General features: G+C 65.7%; 18 protein-coding genes and 1 pseudogene. 9 read left to right on the top strand and 10 right to left on the bottom strand.

What is annotated here, in order from left to right:
* Positions 1-377: 377 nt before the first annotated feature.
* The gene (locus NX862_RS17655) at positions 378-956 is read right to left on the bottom strand and encodes a TetR family transcriptional regulator (protein WP_264495257.1); all 579 of its coding nucleotides are present in this window, start codon (positions 954-956) and stop codon (positions 378-380) included.
* Here NX862_RS17655 and NX862_RS17650 point away from each other — a divergent pair.
* Positions 871-1,815: pseudogene (locus tag NX862_RS17650) on the top strand (NAD-dependent epimerase/dehydratase family protein); the annotation flags it as partial. The gene NX862_RS17655 and the pseudogene NX862_RS17650 overlap by 86 nt on opposite strands.
* 173 nt (positions 1,816-1,988) lie before the next feature.
* On the opposite strand, the gene NX862_RS17645 reads toward NX862_RS17650, so the two are convergent.
* The 3 genes from NX862_RS17645 to NX862_RS17635 form a co-directional block, all read right to left on the bottom strand.
* Positions 1,989-3,173, bottom strand: coding sequence for an MFS transporter (locus tag NX862_RS17645; RefSeq protein WP_264495256.1), 1,185 nt, complete (start codon positions 3,171-3,173; stop codon positions 1,989-1,991).
* A gap of 48 nt (positions 3,174-3,221) precedes the next feature.
* A complete protein-coding gene (locus NX862_RS17640) occupies positions 3,222-3,899 on the bottom strand; it encodes a type 1 glutamine amidotransferase domain-containing protein (RefSeq protein WP_264495255.1) in 678 nt (225 codons plus the stop codon).
* Positions 3,900-3,969: 70 nt separating this feature from the next.
* Positions 3,970-4,557: a TetR/AcrR family transcriptional regulator gene (locus NX862_RS17635; protein ID WP_264495254.1), complete on the bottom strand. Its 588-nt coding sequence runs from the start codon at positions 4,555-4,557 to the stop codon at positions 3,970-3,972.
* Between the two features lie 286 nt (positions 4,558-4,843).
* Between NX862_RS17635 and NX862_RS17630 the strand changes: the two genes are divergently transcribed.
* The 4 genes from NX862_RS17630 to NX862_RS17615 all read left to right on the top strand — a co-directional run bounded on the left by NX862_RS17630 (position 4,844) and on the right by NX862_RS17615 (position 7,859).
* A complete protein-coding gene (locus NX862_RS17630; RefSeq protein ID WP_264495253.1) occupies positions 4,844-5,206 on the top strand; it encodes an HD domain-containing protein in 363 nt (120 codons plus the stop codon).
* Between the two features lie 509 nt (positions 5,207-5,715).
* Entirely contained in the window at positions 5,716-5,898 is a 183-nt protein-coding gene (locus NX862_RS17625) for a hypothetical protein (RefSeq protein WP_264495252.1), read from the top strand.
* Positions 5,899-6,270: 372 nt separating this feature from the next.
* Positions 6,271-6,627: a helix-turn-helix domain-containing protein gene (locus tag NX862_RS17620; RefSeq protein ID WP_264495251.1), complete on the top strand. Its 357-nt coding sequence runs from the start codon at positions 6,271-6,273 to the stop codon at positions 6,625-6,627.
* The gene (locus NX862_RS17615; RefSeq protein ID WP_264495250.1) at positions 6,627-7,859 is read left to right on the top strand and encodes a type II toxin-antitoxin system HipA family toxin; all 1,233 of its coding nucleotides are present in this window, start codon (positions 6,627-6,629) and stop codon (positions 7,857-7,859) included. Before NX862_RS17620 ends, NX862_RS17615 begins: the two co-directional genes overlap by 1 nt.
* Before the next feature lie 313 nt (positions 7,860-8,172).
* Here NX862_RS17615 and NX862_RS17610 read toward each other — a convergent pair whose 3' ends face one another.
* From NX862_RS17610 to NX862_RS17600, 3 genes are all read right to left on the bottom strand, one after another.
* Positions 8,173-8,340 carry a hypothetical protein gene (locus NX862_RS17610; protein ID WP_264495249.1) on the bottom strand — a complete coding sequence of 56 codons (168 nt, stop codon included), beginning with the start codon at positions 8,338-8,340 and terminating at the stop codon, positions 8,173-8,175.
* Positions 8,341-8,906: 566 nt separating this feature from the next.
* Positions 8,907-10,526, bottom strand: coding sequence for a peroxidase family protein (locus tag NX862_RS17605; protein ID WP_264495248.1), 1,620 nt, complete (start codon positions 10,524-10,526; stop codon positions 8,907-8,909).
* Between the two features lie 13 nt (positions 10,527-10,539).
* Positions 10,540-11,562: a YcaO-like family protein gene (locus tag NX862_RS17600; protein ID WP_264495247.1), complete on the bottom strand. Its 1,023-nt coding sequence runs from the start codon at positions 11,560-11,562 to the stop codon at positions 10,540-10,542.
* 106 nt (positions 11,563-11,668) lie between these two features.
* Between NX862_RS17600 and NX862_RS17595 the strand changes: the two genes are divergently transcribed.
* The gene (locus NX862_RS17595; protein WP_264495246.1) at positions 11,669-12,079 is read left to right on the top strand and encodes a hypothetical protein; all 411 of its coding nucleotides are present in this window, start codon (positions 11,669-11,671) and stop codon (positions 12,077-12,079) included.
* Here NX862_RS17595 and NX862_RS17590 read toward each other — a convergent pair.
* Together NX862_RS17590 and NX862_RS17585 are read right to left on the bottom strand one after the other, a co-directional pair.
* Positions 12,060-14,048: a BTAD domain-containing putative transcriptional regulator gene (locus tag NX862_RS17590; protein ID WP_264495245.1), complete on the bottom strand. Its 1,989-nt coding sequence runs from the start codon at positions 14,046-14,048 to the stop codon at positions 12,060-12,062. The two genes, NX862_RS17595 and NX862_RS17590, sit on opposite strands and share 20 nt — an antisense overlap.
* 102 nt (positions 14,049-14,150) lie before the next feature.
* Positions 14,151-15,038, bottom strand: a complete 888-nt coding sequence (locus NX862_RS17585) for a DMT family transporter (protein ID WP_264495244.1) — start codon at positions 15,036-15,038, stop codon at positions 14,151-14,153.
* 465 nt (positions 15,039-15,503) lie between these two features.
* On the opposite strand from NX862_RS17585, the gene NX862_RS17580 reads away from it, so the two are divergent.
* The 3 genes from NX862_RS17580 (at position 15,504) to NX862_RS17570 (ending at position 18,170) form a co-directional block, all read left to right on the top strand.
* Positions 15,504-15,794: a hypothetical protein gene (locus tag NX862_RS17580; protein ID WP_264495243.1), complete on the top strand. Its 291-nt coding sequence runs from the start codon at positions 15,504-15,506 to the stop codon at positions 15,792-15,794.
* 491 nt (positions 15,795-16,285) lie between these two features.
* A complete protein-coding gene (locus tag NX862_RS17575; RefSeq protein ID WP_264495242.1) occupies positions 16,286-16,903 on the top strand; it encodes a trimeric intracellular cation channel family protein in 618 nt (205 codons plus the stop codon).
* 94 nt (positions 16,904-16,997) lie between these two features.
* On the top strand, positions 16,998-18,170 hold the full coding sequence (locus NX862_RS17570; protein ID WP_264495241.1) for an aminopeptidase P family protein: 1,173 nt from the start codon (positions 16,998-17,000) through the stop codon (positions 18,168-18,170).
* Between the two features lie 41 nt (positions 18,171-18,211).
* Here NX862_RS17570 and NX862_RS17565 read toward each other — a convergent pair whose 3' ends face one another.
* A complete protein-coding gene (locus NX862_RS17565) occupies positions 18,212-19,021 on the bottom strand; it encodes a creatininase (RefSeq protein ID WP_264495240.1) in 810 nt (269 codons plus the stop codon).
* Positions 19,022-19,104 lie beyond the last annotated feature (83 nt).

Genomic DNA, 19,104 nt, shown 5'->3' with positions numbered 1-19,104 from the left:
ATCACACCCGCCCAGAAACTGAAGACGGCCGCGTGAGTTCTACGGATGCACCCCGTTAAGAATGGGGGGTTACCGGGATAACTGCGCCTTTGCCATTTTCGAGAAGGATTTGGGTCAAAAGCAGGCGTCATCGCGCTCTTGACCGTCCCTTGCGCAACGTCGCTTTTGGTCGACTTCGCGTTCCTGTCAGGAGCCTCCGGGCGGCTTTCTCTCGCCGGGTTTGCTGACGTGCCGGGTCCAAGGGGCGAGGGTCGGCAGACAATGGGGGCAGTCAGTCTTTTGGAGGTGTTGCGGCACGAGCTGCCGGCTCTGGGTCAATGGCTTTTTGCGTCATGACCGCCCGGCCTGGCGCTTGCCAAGTCCAGAGACCTTGGCGTTCAGGCCGAAAGGCCCCGCAGCAGGACCCGGGCCATCTGGATCAGGCCGGGTTCAAGATCCAGCCCGGCCTTGGCGGCAAGTTCGACATGGGCGGGGTGGACGAAGGCGGTGAAGGCGTCGCGCAGAACGCCTGCCGCGGCATCAAGGTCTGCAATCGCGAACTCTCCCCGCGCCACGCCATCGCCAAGGATCGCGCGCAAGATCGCGGTGATCCGGGCGGCATAGTCCCGCACCAGATCCGGCCGATCCTCGACGATGCGGCGGTACAGCGCGTGCATCTCGGTATCGCCCGCGAACTTCTCGCGTTTGGAGCGGTGCAAGGCCAGCATGAGCCCCAAAATCCGCTCGCCCGCCGGAGCGTCGGCAGAAGCATAGGTCTGCGCGAGGGCGGTTTCTTCGGCCATCGCGCGGGCGGCGAGGCTGTCGAAGATCTCGGCCTTGGAGCGGAAGTGCCGATAGATCGCGGAATGTGACAGGCCCATCGCCTGGGCGATGTCGACGACATTGGTCTTGGCCCCGCCAAAGCGGCGGATCAGGCCCTGGGCATTGTCCAGGATGCGGTCGCGTTGGCTGTCCATGGCACGGCTTACCGCAAGCGCCGGGTTTAAGCAACATGTAACAGATTTCATATTTTGTATTGTGTTTGTCCGCGCGGCCTGCGATGCATCCTCCCATCGCAACCCCGAGGACATCATGACCCAAATCCAACGCACAGCCCTTGTCACCGGAGGCTCTGGCTTTGTCGGCAGCCACCTGATCCCGCGCCTTTTGGCCCAAGGCTGGCAGGTCCGCGCCATCGCCCGCTCTGATGCCTCGCGCGACACGGTCGAGGCGCTTGGGGCCACGGCGCACAAGGCCGATCTGAACGACCCCCAGGCGCTGGAGCGGGCGATGGCGGGCGTCGATACGGTCTTTCACCTGGCGGCACATTTCAAACTCTGGGGGCCGCGGCGGGTCTTTGATGCGATGAATGTCGAGGGCACGCGCCATGTCGTGACGGCGGCGGCCCGGGCGCGGGTGCGGCGTGTGGTCTATGTCAGCGCGGCCGCGGTGGTGATGGGCGCGCCCCAGGACATGACCGGGGCGCATGAGGGGCTGGCCCTGCATCAAATGGGCTTTGCGCCCTATGCGGCCTCCAAAGCCCGGGCCGAGGCGGTGCTTTTGGCGGCCAAGGGCGTCTCGACCGTGGCGATCCGGCCGCCCTTCATCTGGGGCCCGGATATGCCGGCGCTGGATCAGATGGTCGAAACGGTCAAGGCGGGGCAGTTCCAATGGGTAGACGGCGGGCGGCAAAGGCTCTCGACCTGTCATGTCGACAACCTGTGCCATGCGCTGATCCTGGCGGCGGATCGCGGGCAGGGGGCCTATTTCGTCTCGGACGAGCAGGAAACGACGCTGAAGGCCTTTCTCGCGCGGCTTTTGGCGGCGCGCGGGGTCGAGGCCCGCGACCGCTCGGTGCCCTTTGGGGTGGCTTGGGTTATGGCGGGGGCGATGGGGGTCGTCTGGCGCGCCCTGCGGCTACGGGGTGAGCCGCCGATCACCCGCCAGATGCTGCGGCTGATCGGCAAGGACTTCACGCTGGACATCGGAAAGGCGCGGGCCGAGCTGGGTTATCGCGCGCAGATCACCCCCGAGGCGGGCTTTGCCGCGATGGGCAAAGGGGTCAGCCGCGGGGTCAAGGCCAGCATCACGGCGGCCACCGCGGCCATGGCCAGCAAGGGCAGGTCGTAACCGCCCGAGAGGTCATGCAAGACCCCCACCATCAGCGGCCCCAACGCGCCGATGCCATAGCCGAAGGCCAGGCCCATCGCGTTCCAAGCGGTCGCCTGATGGGCATCGGGCGCGCGTTCAAGGGCCAGCGTCATGCCCAGCGTGAACGAGGCGCCGACGCCCATGGCCAGCATCGGCACAAAGACGAAGGGCAAACCGGGGACCAGTGCGATGCCCATGATACCGGTCAAAGCGAGGGCTCCGGCCAGGGTGGTCTGGCGCCTCCGGTTGGGGGTTTGGCTCAGGCCGGGCAGGGGGTTGGCCAGCATGAAGCCCAGGGTAAAGCTGGTGAGGATCAGCCCCGGGTTCTTGGCGCCAAGGTCAAGGAACATCGGCACCAGCCAGGCCAGAAAGCCAAAGAACAAGATGGAATTGGCCGCGCCATAGGCCGAGATCGCCCAGGCCGTCTTGTCGCGCAGGGGCAGGGCCGCGCGGCCGGTCTGCGCGGGGGCCACGGCTTGGCGGGTCAGGGTCCACCAGGCCAGGATCGCCCCCACGCCAAGCACGGCCCAGATCCCGGCGCCGATCCTCCAGCCCTCGGTCAGGCTGACCAGGGGCAGCGTCAGCCCCGCCGCAAGCGTCGAGCCAAAGCCCAGCGACATGGCATAGATCCCCATCAGAAGCCCCGCCCGATCAGGGAAGCGCGCCTTGACGAAACCGCCGATCAGGGCTCCGGCCACCGCGATCCCGGCGCTAAGGGCGATCGTGGCCGCAAAAAGCATGGCGGCCGATCCGGCAAAGGCCCGGGCCAGCGTCGCAAGGCTGACCAGCGCCAGCGCCCAAAGCACGGTCTGGGTCAGGCCAAGCCGATGGGCCAGCCAAGGCGCGGGCAGCGCCAGAAGCCCCATGAGCAAGGGCGGCAAAGCGGTCAGCACCGCCACCGCCGCATTGGACAGCTGGAAATCGGCCCGCAGCATCGGCAAAAGCGGCCCGATCGAGGCGATGGACGGCCGCAGGTCCAGCCCCACCGCCACGATCAGCGCCATGGCCAGGCCCAGGGCCAAGCCGGGATGTGTCGTCTTCATGGTCTTGTCTTTCAAAGGGATAGGGGCGGCTTGCACCGCCCCAGAAATTCAAGCCAGCGCTGCCAAAAGACGCTCGGCCGCGGCGGTCGAAGAGCCCGGGTTCTGCCCGGTGATCAACAACCCGTCCTGCAAGACAAAGCTGCCCCAATCCGGGCCGGATTCAAACAGGCCACCCTTGGATTTCAGCATATCCTCAACCAGATAGGGGACGATCTTTGTTAGGCCGACGCCCTCTTCCTCGGTGTTGGTAAAGCCCGTCACGCGGCGGCCCTTGACCAGGGGCTGACCGTCCAGACCCTTGACATCGCGCAAGACCCCCGGCGCGTGGCAGACCAGCGCCACCGGTTTGCCCGCCGCGATAAAGGCCTCGATCAAAGCCACCGAATGGGCGTCGTTCGTCAGGTCCCAAAGCGGGCCATGACCGCCGGGGTAAAACACCGTGTCGTAATCGGCGGCATTGACCTCCGAAAGCTTCCGCGTATGGGCCAGAGCCGCGCCGGCCTGCGCGTCGGCCTCAAAGCGGCGGGTGGCTTCGGTCTGGAAATCGGGCAGGTTACTGACCGGATCCAAGGGCGGCTGGCCACCTTTGGGCGAGGCGAGGGTGATTTCGGCGCCGGCATCCTTGAAGGTGTAATAGGGCGCGGCCAGCTCTTCCAGCCAAAAGCCGGTCTTCTTGCCGGTGTCGCCCAAAGTGTCATGCGAGGTCAGGATCATCAGGATCTTCATTGTCTTTTCCTTGGTTGTATTCGACCGGTCGTATAGTCAGGGCGCAAGCCGGAGCGGATTGCCCCGGACCCTAGCCCAACCGGCTTTGCGTGGCCGCCATTGCACGCTGCAACGGGGCGTCGTTCTTGGTGATCTTGGCCAAAAGGCTTGCACCCAGCCAAGCCTGGTAAAGTTCCGCTGCGATCTCATGCGGGGGGGCCTGGAGGCGCAAAGAGCCATCCGCCACCCCCGCCTCGATCGCATCGGCAAGCCGCGCCTTGATGCGGTCGGTGCCTTGCAACAGCACCTGACGCATCGCCTCGGACAGGTCCGAAACCTCGGCCGCCAGCTTGACCACAAGGCATTTGCTTTGCGGGTCATCGGCGGTCTGGGTGGTCAACCAGTGCTGCCAATAGGCGGTCAGATGCTGGGCGCCGGTCTGGCCGGGCGTGGCAAAGGTCTGGTCCATCGCGGCCAGGTAGATGTCGAAATACCGGGTCAATAGCGCCTTGCCAAAGGCCTCTTTCGAACCGAAGTAGTGATAGAACGACCCTTTCGGCACCTCGGCCGCCGCAAGGATTTCAGAGAGCCCCACGGCGGAGAACCCTTTGCCATTCATGATCGCCTGGGCGGTGGCGAGGATATGCTCTCGGGTGTCGGGGGTTGATTCGTCTTTCATGAGCCTGTGATAGGGCTGATTAGACCGGTCGTCTAGTGAAAAGATGGGACTATGCGAAGACCTCGCAGCTGACGGCTGAAAGCACGGGTGGGGCTCAAACAGCCGGTAAGCGTAATTATGTTATCCTTCTGCAAAAAACCGCGCTTGGATACTTTGCCTGCAATCGGCGGAACAACCGCATCAAGCTCCCAAATCCGAAGGTGCCAAACAGGGCCGCCATTTCTGAAACCCTGATGCCGACACTATTCGAAAGCTTCGAACCGCTGGTTTTTCTGGAAGGCGTTCCTTGAGCAAACCCTGTGCCCGATCCGGCACCAGGGACGACCGGAGCGATTGTCAGACGCTGGACGGACATCAGGCCAATGTCGCAGCCCGTGCCGGCTTGCGCGGCGCGGACCTTGGGCTGACTGAGACGGCACGGCTTGCGGGCGCCTTCCATGATTTCGGCAAGCATGACCCCGCCTTCGACGGCGAGCTTCAGGGAAAGGGGAAAAGGGTCGATCACTCCCCCGCCGAGGGCAAGCTTTTGTGCGACCGCACCACGGCCCCGACGCGCTACGCGGCCCAGATCCTGGCCCCGACCACCTTGGCCACCCTGCGCAGTTGTCCGATTACCTTGGACGGGCGGCAGCCCTTTCGGCACAGATGACGGCTCAGGCGCGGGTCATCCTTCTGCGCGCCGCCAAAGAGCTGATCGGCAAATGGCGTCCTGCCTCGCAGGACTTTGACCGGGCCGTGGCCGGGCGAATGGTCTTTTCCTGCCTCGTCAATGCCGATTTCCCCGACACCGAAGCGCTTTACGGCCAAACCGACCCAACCACCGCGACTGGCCAAAGCTCGCGCAGGTCCTGCCAAAGATGCGCGCCGCCTTTGACGCGCATGTGGCGGGCTCTACACCCTGACGGTGCCGACGGGGGGCGGCAAGACCTTGGCCTAGATGGGCTTTACACTGAACCCTGCGGCAGCGCATGGGCATCGGCGGATCATCTTTGCGATCCCCCATGCCTTATTCATCGACCAGACGGCGGCGACCTTTTGCGGCCTTTTTCGCGGTGTCGTGCTGGAACTTCACTCGGCCATAGACACCGACAAGCCGGGGGCCGCCCGCCCCTCGACAGCGCCGAGCTGAAGGCGGGTCTGGACCTTGCGGGGCGAGCATTGGCGCCTGACCCCGAGGGCCTGGCGGACCGCCTGCGCCGGGCGCGGATCGTTCCGGGTGGCGCGATGGACGACGCCGCGCTGGCTCTGGCGCTACAAGATGCGCCGCAATCCATGGTCGTCGTCAACATCCGCTGTCGCTGTTCCTTCAGGTGCAGGACCAGATCGGCGGGCTGGATCTGACGACGCGGCAATACCCAACTCACCGCCGCCAGATCATCGCCACGGTCAAGGCGCGGCTGGCAGAGGGCCACTTCAGACCAGCACCCTGTCGCCCCTTCCCGGGGGCGCGGATCGAAATGGCACGTGCGTGGCCTCGGCGGGCACCAACATCCTGACGCGCCCAAGCTTGGCTGGTGCTGAAGAAGCCTTGTCCAAGACTATGCCACGGGAACCTCGGCTTAGATTTGACCGGATAAAAGTCCGATTTAAGATACCTAAGCCGGATTATTACCCGCCCTGACCTACCGAGGCTTGACTTGACTTGCAGATTGCCACAAAACGGACAAAAGTACGCCCTTAGCAAAATAAGGCGGAGTTTTCTCCGATCAGCTCATGTCCTCGTATCAAGTTCAGACCACCTTGAAACGCCTTGGCCATGATATCCGAGTCGCCCGCAAGAAGCGGCGGATGTCTGTCGCAGAGTTCTGCGAGCGTTTGGGTGTGACCGACAAAACACTTGCCAAACTCGAGACCGGCGATGGCGGTGTGCGGCTTGAAACCCTGGCCATGGCGCTCATGGTCCTGGGCGAGCTTCACCGGCTTGGGGAAATGCTGGACCCGGCGAAGGACGATACCGGCCTGCTTCTTGATCAAGCCCGCCTGCCAGAGCGGATCGCCAACCGTCGCAAGCCCTCGACCGCGCCAAAGGACCGATCGGACGAAATCGACGACGACGGGAGCGCCTTTTGATGGTCGTGGCACGTGTCGCCTTGGGGAATGGCTTGGTTCCGGTCGGCCGCCTCGTCTTTGAGACGGACGGACGGCGCGCACATTCCACGTTCACCTATGACCGGGATTGGACCCTAAACCCGCGTGGTTTCGACCTTTGCCCGCAGATGCCGCGGGCCAGCGCGCCTTATCACGCCAGCTCTGGCGGGCGCGACAGCCGCAAGCGCGATGTCATCGCAGGACCCTTTGCGGATACCACTCCGGACAGCTGGGGCCGCAAGTTGATGCGCCGGGTTCTGGGCGAGGGGGCAACCGAGTTCGACTTCCTGACCACATGCGACGATACCGCGCGTCAAGGTGCGCTGCGCTTCCTGCAGGAAAATGGGGCGCCCTTCCCACAGATCGGAAAACCCGTCCCGCGTCTTGCTGAAATCGAAGACCTGCTCAAGATCGCGCAAAGGTTCGAACGCGACCCGCATGGCGCAGAGCAAGATGCGCTGGATCTTGTCGGTGCCGCGGGCACGCCGGGCGGGGCGCGGCCCAAGGCAAACCTGAGGGATGGGGACCGCTTCTGGCTCGCAAAGTTCACGTCGATCAACGACACATGGCCGGTCGAGCGTCTGGAAGTGGCGACGATGAAGCTTGCGCAGAGCCTTGGCCTGCGCACGCCGGAGTGCCGGCTTGAATTGCCCGGCAGCCCGCATCCGATTGGCCTGTTCAGTCGTTTCGACCGCAGGGAAGGCGGCCGCGTCCCCTATATCTCCGCACGCACGGCCCTGGGAAAGCTTGGGCACGCCAGCGGCTTTTACACCGACATTGCCGACATCATTCGCACCATCTCGGCCCGGCCGGGTGAGGATCTGCGGGAGATCTGGCGCAGGATGGTTTTCGGGATTCTTGTCACGAACACGGATGACCACCTGAAGAACCACGGGTTCATCTATGCGGGCCAGAACCTCTGGCGCCTTTCGCCGCTTTTTGACGTCAATCCGCAGCCCCGGCGCCAGGCCCAGATGGAAACCGGGATCAGCCCGATCCATGGCCATGAGCCGGACATCGCCGCGGCCATCGAAGCGGCTGAATTCTTCGATGTCTCCGTGCAGGAAGCCCGAACTTTGGCGCGGGACATGGCGCGGAGCCTTTGCGACAGCTGGCGCGAAGAGCTGCGCCGCCAAGGGCTGGGAGGCGCGGGGCTAAATGCTTGTGCCCCAGCCTTCGAACATGACCGCATGGATGCGGCCCTCAGGTTGTAGCCGAAAGGGAATGTCGGACCGTAAACGACTTGGGTGTCGAACGACGCTATCCGGCCAAGGTGTCGACCGGCAAAGCACCCCGGCGGTGTCAACCGAAGGGGCATGTAGTCCTGCGACTGCGGGGAAAAGGCAGGCCGTTTTTCGGCGGGCCGCTCCGTTGACCAGCGCCATCACTGTGCCGCGAATACGTTCGGGGCGCAGGATGTGGGACGCGCGGGCGCACTCCTTGCCATTTGAACGGGCCCAGAAAATCGGTATTCGAACGATCCGTCAAAGAACCCTTGTGCGGGTTCGCGCCCATCTTGGTGCCACCTCATCTCGTCGGTGGCGACCTTGCCCCGATGTCCAGCGCCATGCCCATGGCAAGGTCGGGGAAGCGCACCTCCATCGCGGATTTCAACGCGGCAGAGGCCTTGGCCAATTCCTCCTGAAAGGCCCACAGATAGGCCTTGGTCTGGGCCGCGACGATCTCGGTCGGCACGGCTTCGCTCGGGCCGCTGACCAGAATGGGGGCGCGGAAAAGGCCGGCCTCACCGGCGGGGAAATGGGTCAGGGCGGCGTGGTTGCGTTCGCCGTCAAAAGGCTTGCGGCCGCCTCAAGCGCCTGGTCGCGCAGAATACCGACAAGGTCTCGATCTTGGTAACGTCGCGGCCCTGGGCGTGGCGCGCCCGTTGGATCGCAAAGTGGCATGCGGGGGGCATCTGGGCGGGCCTGTCGCATTGGACAGCCAGGTCATGAGTGCCCAGGGCCATGGTGGCCGCGCTTGGCGTTCATGGCCGCACGCGCTATGGCGAATTGTTCAAGCGGATCGACGGCGTGTCACAACGCTGGAACGGGACGGCCTTGTCACCCGCACGATCCATCCGCCCATTCCCCAAAGGTCGAATAGGGGCTTTCCGCCCGCGGCAAGGTCGCAAAAACCAGCCAGACGAGGCCCGCAACCTCCCTGACCGATTTCCCGGACAGGGAGCTTTGCAATCGGCGGAAAGCCGACGGTCGTGGATCGACGGGTGTCCTTTGTCCAACGCTGGGGCGCGGGTTTGCGGGTCAGGCGCCTTGGGTTGCGAACACCAGGAAACCGCGCAAGGAGGCAATCGGCTGACCATCCGCATCCCGCAGCAGGCTTTGGCTTGGGTGCCATGGCACCGCCTGACGCAAGAGCGAGGCCGGGTCGCCCTGCATCAGGCTGACGATGGTGTCGGCGATGATCTGGCTGGCGGTCGGGCCCACACGCCGGCCGTCCTCCAGCACTTGGGCTTCGCACAGAAAATACAGCCAGGCCGGGGTTTCGTCCAAGAGGCCAAGGGTCTCGGCGGCGGCAGTGGGAGTGGGAAAGTCGTCGCCAGGGGACGCGTGCTGCGGCATGGCGGAACGCAACGCGTCGCGGGGCAAGAGGGCCACGCCGCAAGCCTCGGCCAGGCGCTGGCCAAAGGGCATCCGGCGGTGAAAGCCGCGCAGCAGGTTGCGGAACAGGATCGAGCCCTGTTCCAGCATATTGGCATTGCCCGCGACATTCAGCATGTCGGGCGCAAAATTCAGGTCGATCCGCTCGGCCCGGCCTGTCACGTCGCCTTCTGCGGGATCGGTCATCCGGTCCCAGTCGATCACCCAATGGTCGGGGAGTTGCCGGTGGGGGCCGGCCTCGTCTCCCATCTTGCCCTTCGAAGTGAAGGCAAAGAGCTGCCCCAGCGTGGCGCCTTGGGGGCCGGTCGGACTGCCCCGTCCGAAGTTCGCGTTGTAGTCATAGGTGCGGCCCACCATCGAGTGGCCAAAGCGGAAGGCGGCGGTCGTGAACTCCATCGGCACGGCGCCCGGTGGCATCGGCCGGGGCTGCCAATCGGACAGGGGCTTGGTCAGAGCAGCAGGCGACAGGATCGCGGGCAGGACATCGTTCAGGATCAGCCAATGGTAATGCAGCGTAACAAGGGCCCGCGCCCGCGCGAAGACCTGATCCGGGGGCGTGCTGGCCGTCAGGGCCTTTACGGCCTTGTTGTGAAACAGCATGAAAGCCAGGTGCAGCTGGCTCAGGATCAGGTTGCCGTCGTTGCGGCGGTCGGCGATCAGGGGCACGCCCTCCGCGCGCGGAATGTCGGGCGCGCCGCGGACATGGACGATCTGATCGGGGGGCGTTTTGCTGTCGCTGAAGGTCTGGTCGTCGGTCACACTGGTCAGACCCAGACGAAACGCCGCCCCGTCATACAGCGCCGCGCTTTCGGGGTCGGAGGGCCCTTCGCCGTAAAGGCTGCCCAACATCATCGGCCGGGCCTGTTCGTTGGCGATATGGGACAGGATCGTGGCCACATCGGCGCGCCAGTCCTTGTTCAGCCCGATGGGATCGGCACTGCCGATGATGCCCACCGGCGGCAGGCCCGCCAGATTGGCCGCGACGCTGCCGACCGGGGCCGAGATGTCGTGGTTCAGGAACTGGCAGAAATAGGTATAGGCGGCGGGCAGGTCGATGGTCAGCCCAGGGCTCTCGGTGGGGGGCAGGTGGCAGGCGGTCTCGAAGACCTTCAGCCGCTGCAAGGTGCCTGCGTCATCGGTGCCGTGAAAGCGTCCGGCCTCGGGGGCATCGGCCAGGTCGGGGAACAGATAGGCATAGGGCGACCGGGATTCAGCGGGCGCTGGCGTGTCCTGAAGGTCGTGGGTGCTGGTGAGGCGGGTCATGGAAAGGCCTTGATCAATAGGGTTCGGGGAAAATCGGGCGCGACACGGCAGGACACAGGCGGCGAAAGCGGGCCGTGTCGATACCCGTGTCGATGGCCCCACCCATGGCGCAAAGCCCTGGGACAAGGACCCGCATCGTAGGCATTGGGTCGCCCGGAAGGGTCAGTTCGATGGCCAGTGCGCGGTGGCCCAGATCGGCCAGCCGCTGCAAGACATCGCCCGGCAAATCGGGTCGCGCTTGGGCCAGGGGGCGGAACTGCGGCTGGGCTTCGGTCGAGGCGAAGGCGTCCCAGGCTTGGCACTCGGGGTCCTGGGCTTGCCGCGCCATCTCCATCGCGGCCTCGGTCTGGATCATCTCGGTCACGGCAGAGAGGGCCGCTTCGGCGCGCAGCGGGCGGGCCGCAGAGCCAAGGGCGACATTGCGGCCATCCGGGTCCGAAGAGACTGCCGCCACCACAGGCAACCCGATATCGGTGGTCAGGTCGTAAAGCCGGGTGACGCGAGGGCGGGCCTCCAGCCACCAATTCAGCCGGGGCTGGGTGCGGTCGATCAGGTCCAGCGCCAAGGGGGCGGCCGGGGCGCCGCCATACCACCACAGGGCCAGCGCGTCGCGTTCGATACATTCCCACAGCGCGGTCAACGTGGCCTCGGCGCCCGTCGCCCCGGCGGCGCATCCGGTCGAGGTGGCGTCGCAGATCAGCGGCTCGCCCAAGGTCGCCGCCCAGTCCAGGTAGACCCGCTGCGCCGGGACCGGCACGATCTGCCCGCTGAGCAGGTCGCGCGCGGGAACCATAACGGAGGGCAGGTGGTGTTGCGCCAGGCTGGCGCGCAGCTCGACCGCCTCGGCCCCGGTCGAGATCAGCGCCTGCAAGGGGGTCAACCCGCGCCCCGCGGGCAGGCGGGGTCTGGCCCCCGTAACGCCCTCTCGCAGGGGCCAGGCCGCCGCCAGAAAGACCGGGCAGTCGGCCAACTCCAGCGGCACAAGCTGGAAATCATCCGCAAGGGCGCGGGTCAGACGGGCAAGGGTCTCGGTCATCGACATGCCCCCATTGAAGGCACGGTGCCCATCGCGATCAAGCAGGGATTGCGGTGCGGTCCTTGCGTTTCACGCTGGGTTCACGCGGGGGGCAAAGAGTGAGGCGATGGATGTCACGCAACAGGAGAGACGCGGGATGGTGGGGTTCTTCAGACTGAAAAGCGGCGCGCTGGTCGATCAGCGCGACACGGGCGAGGCGATCATGCGGCTGATGCGCGCCGTGGGCGACGAAAGCCCCGGGTCGGACTGGGTGGCGTTCAAGGCCGATCCGAAGGCCTGGCTTTTCAAGGCCGGCTACCGTTATGACGGCGCGGGCGCGGGTCCGAACGGCGAGGTTCCCGCCGATGTCAAGCTGGTCCCGGTCTATGACACCGAGGACACGATGCATGTCCGCATCCCGTGGAAAGGCGTGCTGGATGTCCCCCACGAGGTGCTGGACGAGCCCACCTATGGCGCGCCGGGGCCGAACCGCTTTCCCGTGCTTTTGGCGCGGTATTTCATGCGGAAATGCCGCTAAGTCCTGTGTCTGCCATCTGGCGGGCCAACCTTAGCCCCTTCAGCACCTTGTCGCGACCTTCGGGCCAGGTGATGGGCAGGACATCCAGAAGCCAGTCCTCCAACGCGTCCTGATCGGCAGGGCGCGCGCCCTCCCATCGGGCAGAGGTCAGGGCGACGAAATAACGATAGGCCTCGGCGGCTTCGGCGGGGCGGTCCAGATGGGCAAAGGCCGCCGCCACCAGCGCCGCGCGATCGGGGAAACCCTCGCGGCATTTCTGGGCCAGTTCGATCATCACGCCGAAGTCAGCGGCCATGAAATGGATGATCGACAGGTAGTCGGTGTAATATTCGGGATAGATCGGATTGGTGCGGACGGCTTGCCGGGCCAGACTGCGGGCGTCGTCGACATGGCCCAGCATGGCAAGGCCACAGGCGGCGGCGATCAGCGTTTCAGAATCGTTGGGGTTCAGGTCGACGGCCATCCGGAAATGCGTGTTCGCCCGCTCCGACGATTTGGCGATCAGCCAGTTCCAGGCCACGCTGACATGGCAGCGCGAGTCGTAAGGGTCCAGCGCGATGGCCTCTTGGGCATAGCGGAAGGCCGCCGCGCAGTCCTCTTTCCGGTTCGGATAGCCCGGCTGGATCAACCCGCGCGACGACAGGATCTGCGCGAGGCTGGACCGGCTGCCCGCAAGGCCGGGGTCCAACGCGATGGCCTGGCGGAACAGCGCCTCGGCCTGGGCATCGGCCTCGACCGTCCAGAGCCGCGACAGCTGATGGCCGCGCAACCACAGGTCATAGGCCGCGCGGTTACCGGGCTGGCTCCGGGCATGGCGCAGCAGCGTGATATGGTTGACCTGTGAGGCAAGGTTGGCCGCCACCGCGCCGGCCACCGACGCGCTGATCTCTTGCAGCGCGTCTTCGGCCACCGGGTACAGGTTCGACCAGACCTCTGACCCGTCGCGGCAGTCGATCAAGGACACAAACAGCTTGCCCGTGGCGCCCCGCCAATCCAGCACGCAATCGACCGCGAAATCGGCGTCAATGGCGCGGCCCATGGCGGCGAAATCCACCGCGCTGGCGGAATCGTAGCCCGAAGAGGGCCAGGGGATCACGATCCAGCAGCGAAAGCGCGACAGGCAGGTTTTGGCCAGAAAGGCGAAACCCTCGGCCAGGTAATCCTTGCTGGCGTCGGGAGAGCGGGTCAGCGGCGGGCGGATGGTGATGCGCGGCGGGCCGCTGCGGTGAACCACGGGGGCGCGCTGGATCGCGACCTCACCGCCCTTGATCGCCACCAAAAGCGCGTTCGACGCCTCGCTGGGCTCGCTGTCCAATTCATCGGCCAAGGCCTGTTCCAACTGGGCGTATTGGCGCAAGGCGGCGGATTGGTCGCCACGCAGCGCGTGAAATCGCATCAGGTATTGATGGGCCAGCTCATGGCTGGGCTCGATCCGCACCAGGTCATCGGCGGCGCGCGTGTCGGTGAAGGCATTGGAGGCAAGCAGGTCCTCCAGCCGGTCGGTCAGCGCCGTGGTCAGGGCCGACCGCAGATGCGAGCGTTCGATCTGCAACCAGGCCTCGAAGACCGGGGCGCTGGGTTGGGTGGCGCCGAAAAGTTCTCCCTGCCACAGGGCCGCCGCCGCCAAAGGGTCGCCCGCCGCGATCAACTCGCGAAAGCGCAGGGCATCGACGGCAAAGGCCGCACCGCGCAGGCCGACGGTAAAGCGGTCGGTCTGGACCAGGTCGGCATCTGGCCCCAGCACCTCGCGCAGCTCCTTTAGCGCCTGGCGCAGGCTGCTGCGGGCCAGGTCCTCGGGCGCGGGGTCCCACAGAAGCGAGGCCAGTTTTTCGCGGTTCACCTGGAAATTCGGGCTAAGAAGCAAAAGCCCCAAAAGGCAGCGCGCCTTGCGGGTGCGGAAGATCAGCTCCTGGCTCGAGGCCAAGCGGACCGCCCGACAGGCGCCCATCAGCTCCACTTGGATCAGCACCATCCCCGCCCGCCTTGGTCCGTGCCCAAGGGGCAAGGGTGCACCCGGATCGCCTGTCTTTCAACAGGCGATTGCGGGGCTTGTGGTTTTGCCCCGCAGGCGTCAGGCCCGCGCCCTTTCGGCAGGCGGTGCCGGAACCCGGGCCGCCACGGCCACGCTGAGGATGATGAACAAGGCCCCCGTGCCGCGCACCGCATCCAGCGTCTCGCCCAGGATCATGGCGGCGAACAGCGCGCCAAAGACAGCCTCGGCGCTGACGAGGATCGCCACGGTGCTGGCGGCCAAGTGCTGCTGCGCCTTGGCCATCAGGACATAGGCCAGCCCCTTGGACACCAACCCGATCAGGACGATTTCCGGCAGGGCGGCCAGCACCGCGCCCAAGGTCGGCAGGCCGCTGACCCCCAGGCTGACCCCCGCGCAGACCCCGCCGCAGACCGCCAAGGACACGCAGGTCAACAGGGCAGGCCGGTGATAGCGCATGACATGGGCGCCCACGGCCAAGGTCCAGACGGCAAAGCCCGAAGCCGAGGCCAGCGACAACAGGTCGCCCGGGCCAAGCCCCGCCCAGGTCCCCCCCGCCATCAGAAAGATGCCGAACAGCGTGGCCAGGCTGGCGGGCCAGATCGCCAGCGGCACGCGGTGCGCCAGAAAGATCCAGCCCAGGATCGGCGTCAGGACCGCCGAGGTGTTCACCAAAAACCCGGCATTGGCGACCGAGGTCAGCCCATAGCCGAACTGCATGACCGTGCTGGCAAAGGTGAAAAGCACCGACACCGCCAGCAGCAAGGGGCCCGAGCCCCGCGCCGGTGGCAGCACTCCGCGCGCCTCACGCCGCACCAGAGGCAAAAGCACCAGCGCCCCGATCAGCGAGGTGATCGCGGTCGCCTGCCAGCCGTCCAGGTGCTGCAGGATCGTCTTTTGCGCAACATTGCCGCTGCCCCAGGCGACGGCGGCCAGAAGCGCAATCGCGGTGGCTTGGTTCGGGCTCATCCCGCCACCCGGTCGGTTGTCGCGTCAAGGGGCCGGGTCTGCAGCCAAAGGCCCGGGAGCGGTCGCGCGGGGGCTGCCACCGACTTGGCCGCTTGCGCCAGGACGCCAAGGCCCCGCGTGCGGAAGGCCGGGGCAACATCTCGGCCTCCGTCTGTGCCGGTGGGGGTGGCGGCCCGGCGATGGCTGGCCGCATAGGGGGGAGAATGATCTTTGGTCATGAAAGGCTCCGGTCGGGAAAAGGCAGTGCAACGATGCCCCTCTGTGCGACAGCGGCTGTGACCGCGCCGTGAGACCAGCGTGAAACCGATCCCGGCTTCCGCCAGGAAGACCGTCACCACGTGGCGCTTTGATTTACCGGTCGCTTCACGGGGACATCACGCAAGGGGCTGATGCTGGTGCCATGCCCCGGACTGCGGCCCAAAGGCCGGGCCGGGGCGATTTCCCTTCTTCCCAAAGGTCATTCACATGAAACTGAAATCCTTCGTTCTGCTGTTTCTTCTTGCCGCGCCGTCCTTCGGCGATACCGTCGACCCAGAGGCCTGCCCGCTGACTGGCGCCGCGCAAGGGGTGCCCCAAGACTGCGAAGCGCGTCGTCTTGCCTTTCGCGACGCCGTTCAGGCTTGCATTGTTCGTCTGCACGACGAGGCCAATCTTCGCGCCGGGCACGTGTCGACGGGCAGTCCCCAATCCAGCCGGTCGCGGTTCTTGATCTGCGATGCCGCGACCCGCAAATCCATGGAGATCGCGTCGAAGTGACACTTGACGCAAAGGGCGGCCCCGCGTCGAGCCCGCCAAAAGCCTGCCCTTTGCGACCTGTTCGGGGCCGAAAGCCAAGGGCCGACTGCTTCCTTCCCGGGGGGGGGGCAAAAGGCTGACACTTGGGCAGCCAGATGCGGGAATAGCTTGAACCGCACTTGCGCGGTATGCTGTCCTGCCGGTGGCTCCCTTGCAGCCAGCACGATTGCCCCGCAGTCCGTGCGAAACGACACACCCATCAGCCCAGCCAGGGCCACCCAAGCGCTCCGGGACAATGGATGAGACCAAGCCCCGGTTTGGCCGGCCGCACGCAGTTCGGTTAAACGGGCCGATTGAAAATCGAACACCCGGCTTGGCAAGGTCGTTGCCGCTCATCAACCTCTCCGGTCGAAGATGCCCGAGGGGTATTGGGCGACCGGCAGATCTTGGCCCATCTTTCCTTTGGGTGCCGGATCGACGAAGGTCTTGGCAAATCACCGATCGGAGGCGGGATGTCCGCTGTCGTGCTCTTTCAGGTCCTGAACATCATCGGGACCTTCGTCTTCGGCCTTAGCGGCGCCATGGTCGCGGTCCGGCGCCGGTTGGACATCTTTGGCGTGCTGGTCCTTTCTGTGGCGACCGGGGTCGCGGGCGGGATGCTGCGGGACATGGCGCTTGGCGCCGTGCCGCCCGAGGTCTTGCGCAGCGTCTGGCCGATGGCCGTCGCCAGCCTGGCCGGGCTCTGCGTCTGGTTCTTCAAACCCCTGATCGAGCGATTTGACCGCCCTGTCATGTTGCTGGATGCCGTGGGCCTTGGGGTTTTCACGGTCGCCGGATGCCGCAAGGCCTTGATCCTGGGGCTGGATGCGCCGGGGGCTGTGCTTTTGGGGGTGATGACGGCCATTGGCGGCGGCATGCTCCGCGACATGATGGTGGCCGAGGTGCCGCGCGTCCTGCGCGAAGAGGTCTATGCCTTGGCGGCCTTTGCCGGGGCGGCTGGCTATTGCCTGGGGCTGTGGCTGGGCCTGTCCGAGACATGGGCTGCGGGGGGATCGGTGCTGCTGGCGTCAAGCTTGCGGATCGCCAGCGTCCGCTTCGGCTGGCGGTTGCCGCGCCCGCCCCAGCGCTGAGCGCCGCCCAAATCCTGCGATTTCCACTACAAATTTCAAACCGCTGCCCCGGTCGACGTAGTCTTGGCCGACAAGGATTTGCGGGATCATGCACATGACGCACGACATGTTTCATGTCATGGAATGGCACAATGGCGACAAGGCCTGGGCGCCCTTTTCGCAGGCCGAGATGGGCCGCCGCCAAGAGGCGGTCCGGGCCTGGATGGCAGGGCATGACGTCGATGCAGCGCTCTTCACCTCGGGTCCTGCCATCACCCATCTGTCGGGGTGGCTTTGCCGGGACGTCGGGCGCAACCGCGGCCTTGTGCTGACCCGCACCGACGGCACGACGATTTCAGCCGCGATCGAGGGCGGAAGGGGCTGGCGTCAAAGCTTGGGCGGCAATCTGTCCTATACCGACTGGCGGCGCGACAATTACTGGCGCGCGGTGCGGCAGTTGACGGCGGGGGTCCGGCGGCTGGCGCTGGAGTTCGACACGGTCTCGCTGGACTTTCGCCGCCTGCTGGATGCCGCCCTTCCAGGCGTCGAGATGGTGGACATCGCCCCCTTTGTCCGGGCGATGCGGCGGGTGAAATCCTGCGAGGAAATCGCCCTGATCCGCAAGGGGGCCATGATCTGCGACTTGGGTGCCCGGGCCGCCGTCGCCTGCATCCGCCCGGGTGTGGCGGAATATCAGGTCGCCCATGCCGCGACCGAGGCGATGAACCTGGCCCTGGCGGAGGCCTTCCCCCGCGTCGAGCTGCCGGGGGGCGGGGCCGCGTTGCAATCCGGGATCAACACCGACGGCGCGCAGGGTTCTTCGACCAACAAGCGCATCCTGGCGGGCGAGATCCTCTCCCTGACCTGCACCCTGCCGCTGTTTGGCCAGGTGGCACGGCTGCAGCGGACCTTGTTTTGCGGAAAGATCGACGGGGCGCACCTGGACATCTGGCACAAGAATGCCGCCATCCACCGCCGCGGCCTGGAGCTGATCCGCCCGGGCGCCGCCTGTGCCGAGATCGGCGAGGTCTTGAACGACATGTACCGCAGCTTTGGCCTGATCAAGCGCCGGTCGGCCCGGGTTCTAAGCCATCACGACGGGCGCGAGGATCTTGGGCCCGAACTGCTGCCCGGCATGGTCGTAGCCCTGGAGCCGATGGTGATGCTGCCCGAAGGCGAACCGGGGGCGGGCGGCTACCGCGAACTGGACATGGTGGTGGTGACCGAGGATGGGGCCGAGGTGCTCTCTGCCCTGCCCTTCGGGCCGGACCACACCTTCATCGGGTGAAAAAAGGGGCCCCGCACAGGGCCCCAGGGGGAGACTTGCGGTCAGGAGGCCAAGGCGATTGGCGTTTCGCGGCTAAGGGCGAATTCGCGGCACAGCGCGCCGGTGATGCCGCGCGTGCAGACCTCCAGCAGGATATGGCCCTTTTCGACCGAGGCTTCCTTGGGCGAAGACAGCGTGCCCGAACAGGGGGTCCATTCCGGCTTGACCGGGTAGACGTCATAGGGCGGGAAGCTGGCGGGGGCCACGTCAATGGCGCGGTCCAATTGCACGAGGTGGGGATGCAGCGCCAGCATCAGCGAGGTTTCCAAGACGCCACCATGTTCGATGTCCCAGCCCGGGAAGCCCTTGGGGTAGAGTTTCGCGATGGCCTCGGCATCGACGAAATCCCAATAGGACAGGACGACGACCTTCATGTCGGCGATCCCGTCCCAGCGCAGCTCCCGCAGGGCGAGGTCGACGGCCTCGATGATGAACCACGAGTTCTCGAAATGGCCGTTCACGAGGGCGACCTTGCGGACGCCGTGGCGGGCGAATTCCTTGACAACGTCGCGCAGCGCCGCCACCAGGGTCGCCCCGTCCAGGCTGGTCGTGCCGCTGAAATGATTGCCGCCGCCGGATTTCTGGTGGCTTTTGTAACCATAGGTGAAGGGCGGCGCCACCAACCCGCCGACCTCCAAAGCCACCCGGCGGGCGAATTCGGTGGGCAACAGCACATCGACATGCAGCGGCATATGGTGGCCGTGCTGCTCCATCGAGCCGAGCGGGATCAGGATCGGCGTGCTGCCATCCCGGACGGCGGCGTCATAATCGGGCCAGGTGAGTTCCGAGGCAAAAGCGGAGGAAAGAGGCATGGGCTGTCTCGCGATAGGAAGGGCTGCCTTCATATTCGTTGCGGGATTGGCATTTGAGAAATATATTGTCCTGATGATTGCAT

The sequence above is a fragment of the Stagnihabitans lacustris genome (assembly GCF_025950525.1).
GTDB lineage: Bacteria > Pseudomonadota > Alphaproteobacteria > Rhodobacterales > Rhodobacteraceae > Stagnihabitans.
The sequence above is the reverse complement of the archived record's forward strand: the minus strand, read 5'-3'. Positions and strand labels throughout refer to the sequence as shown.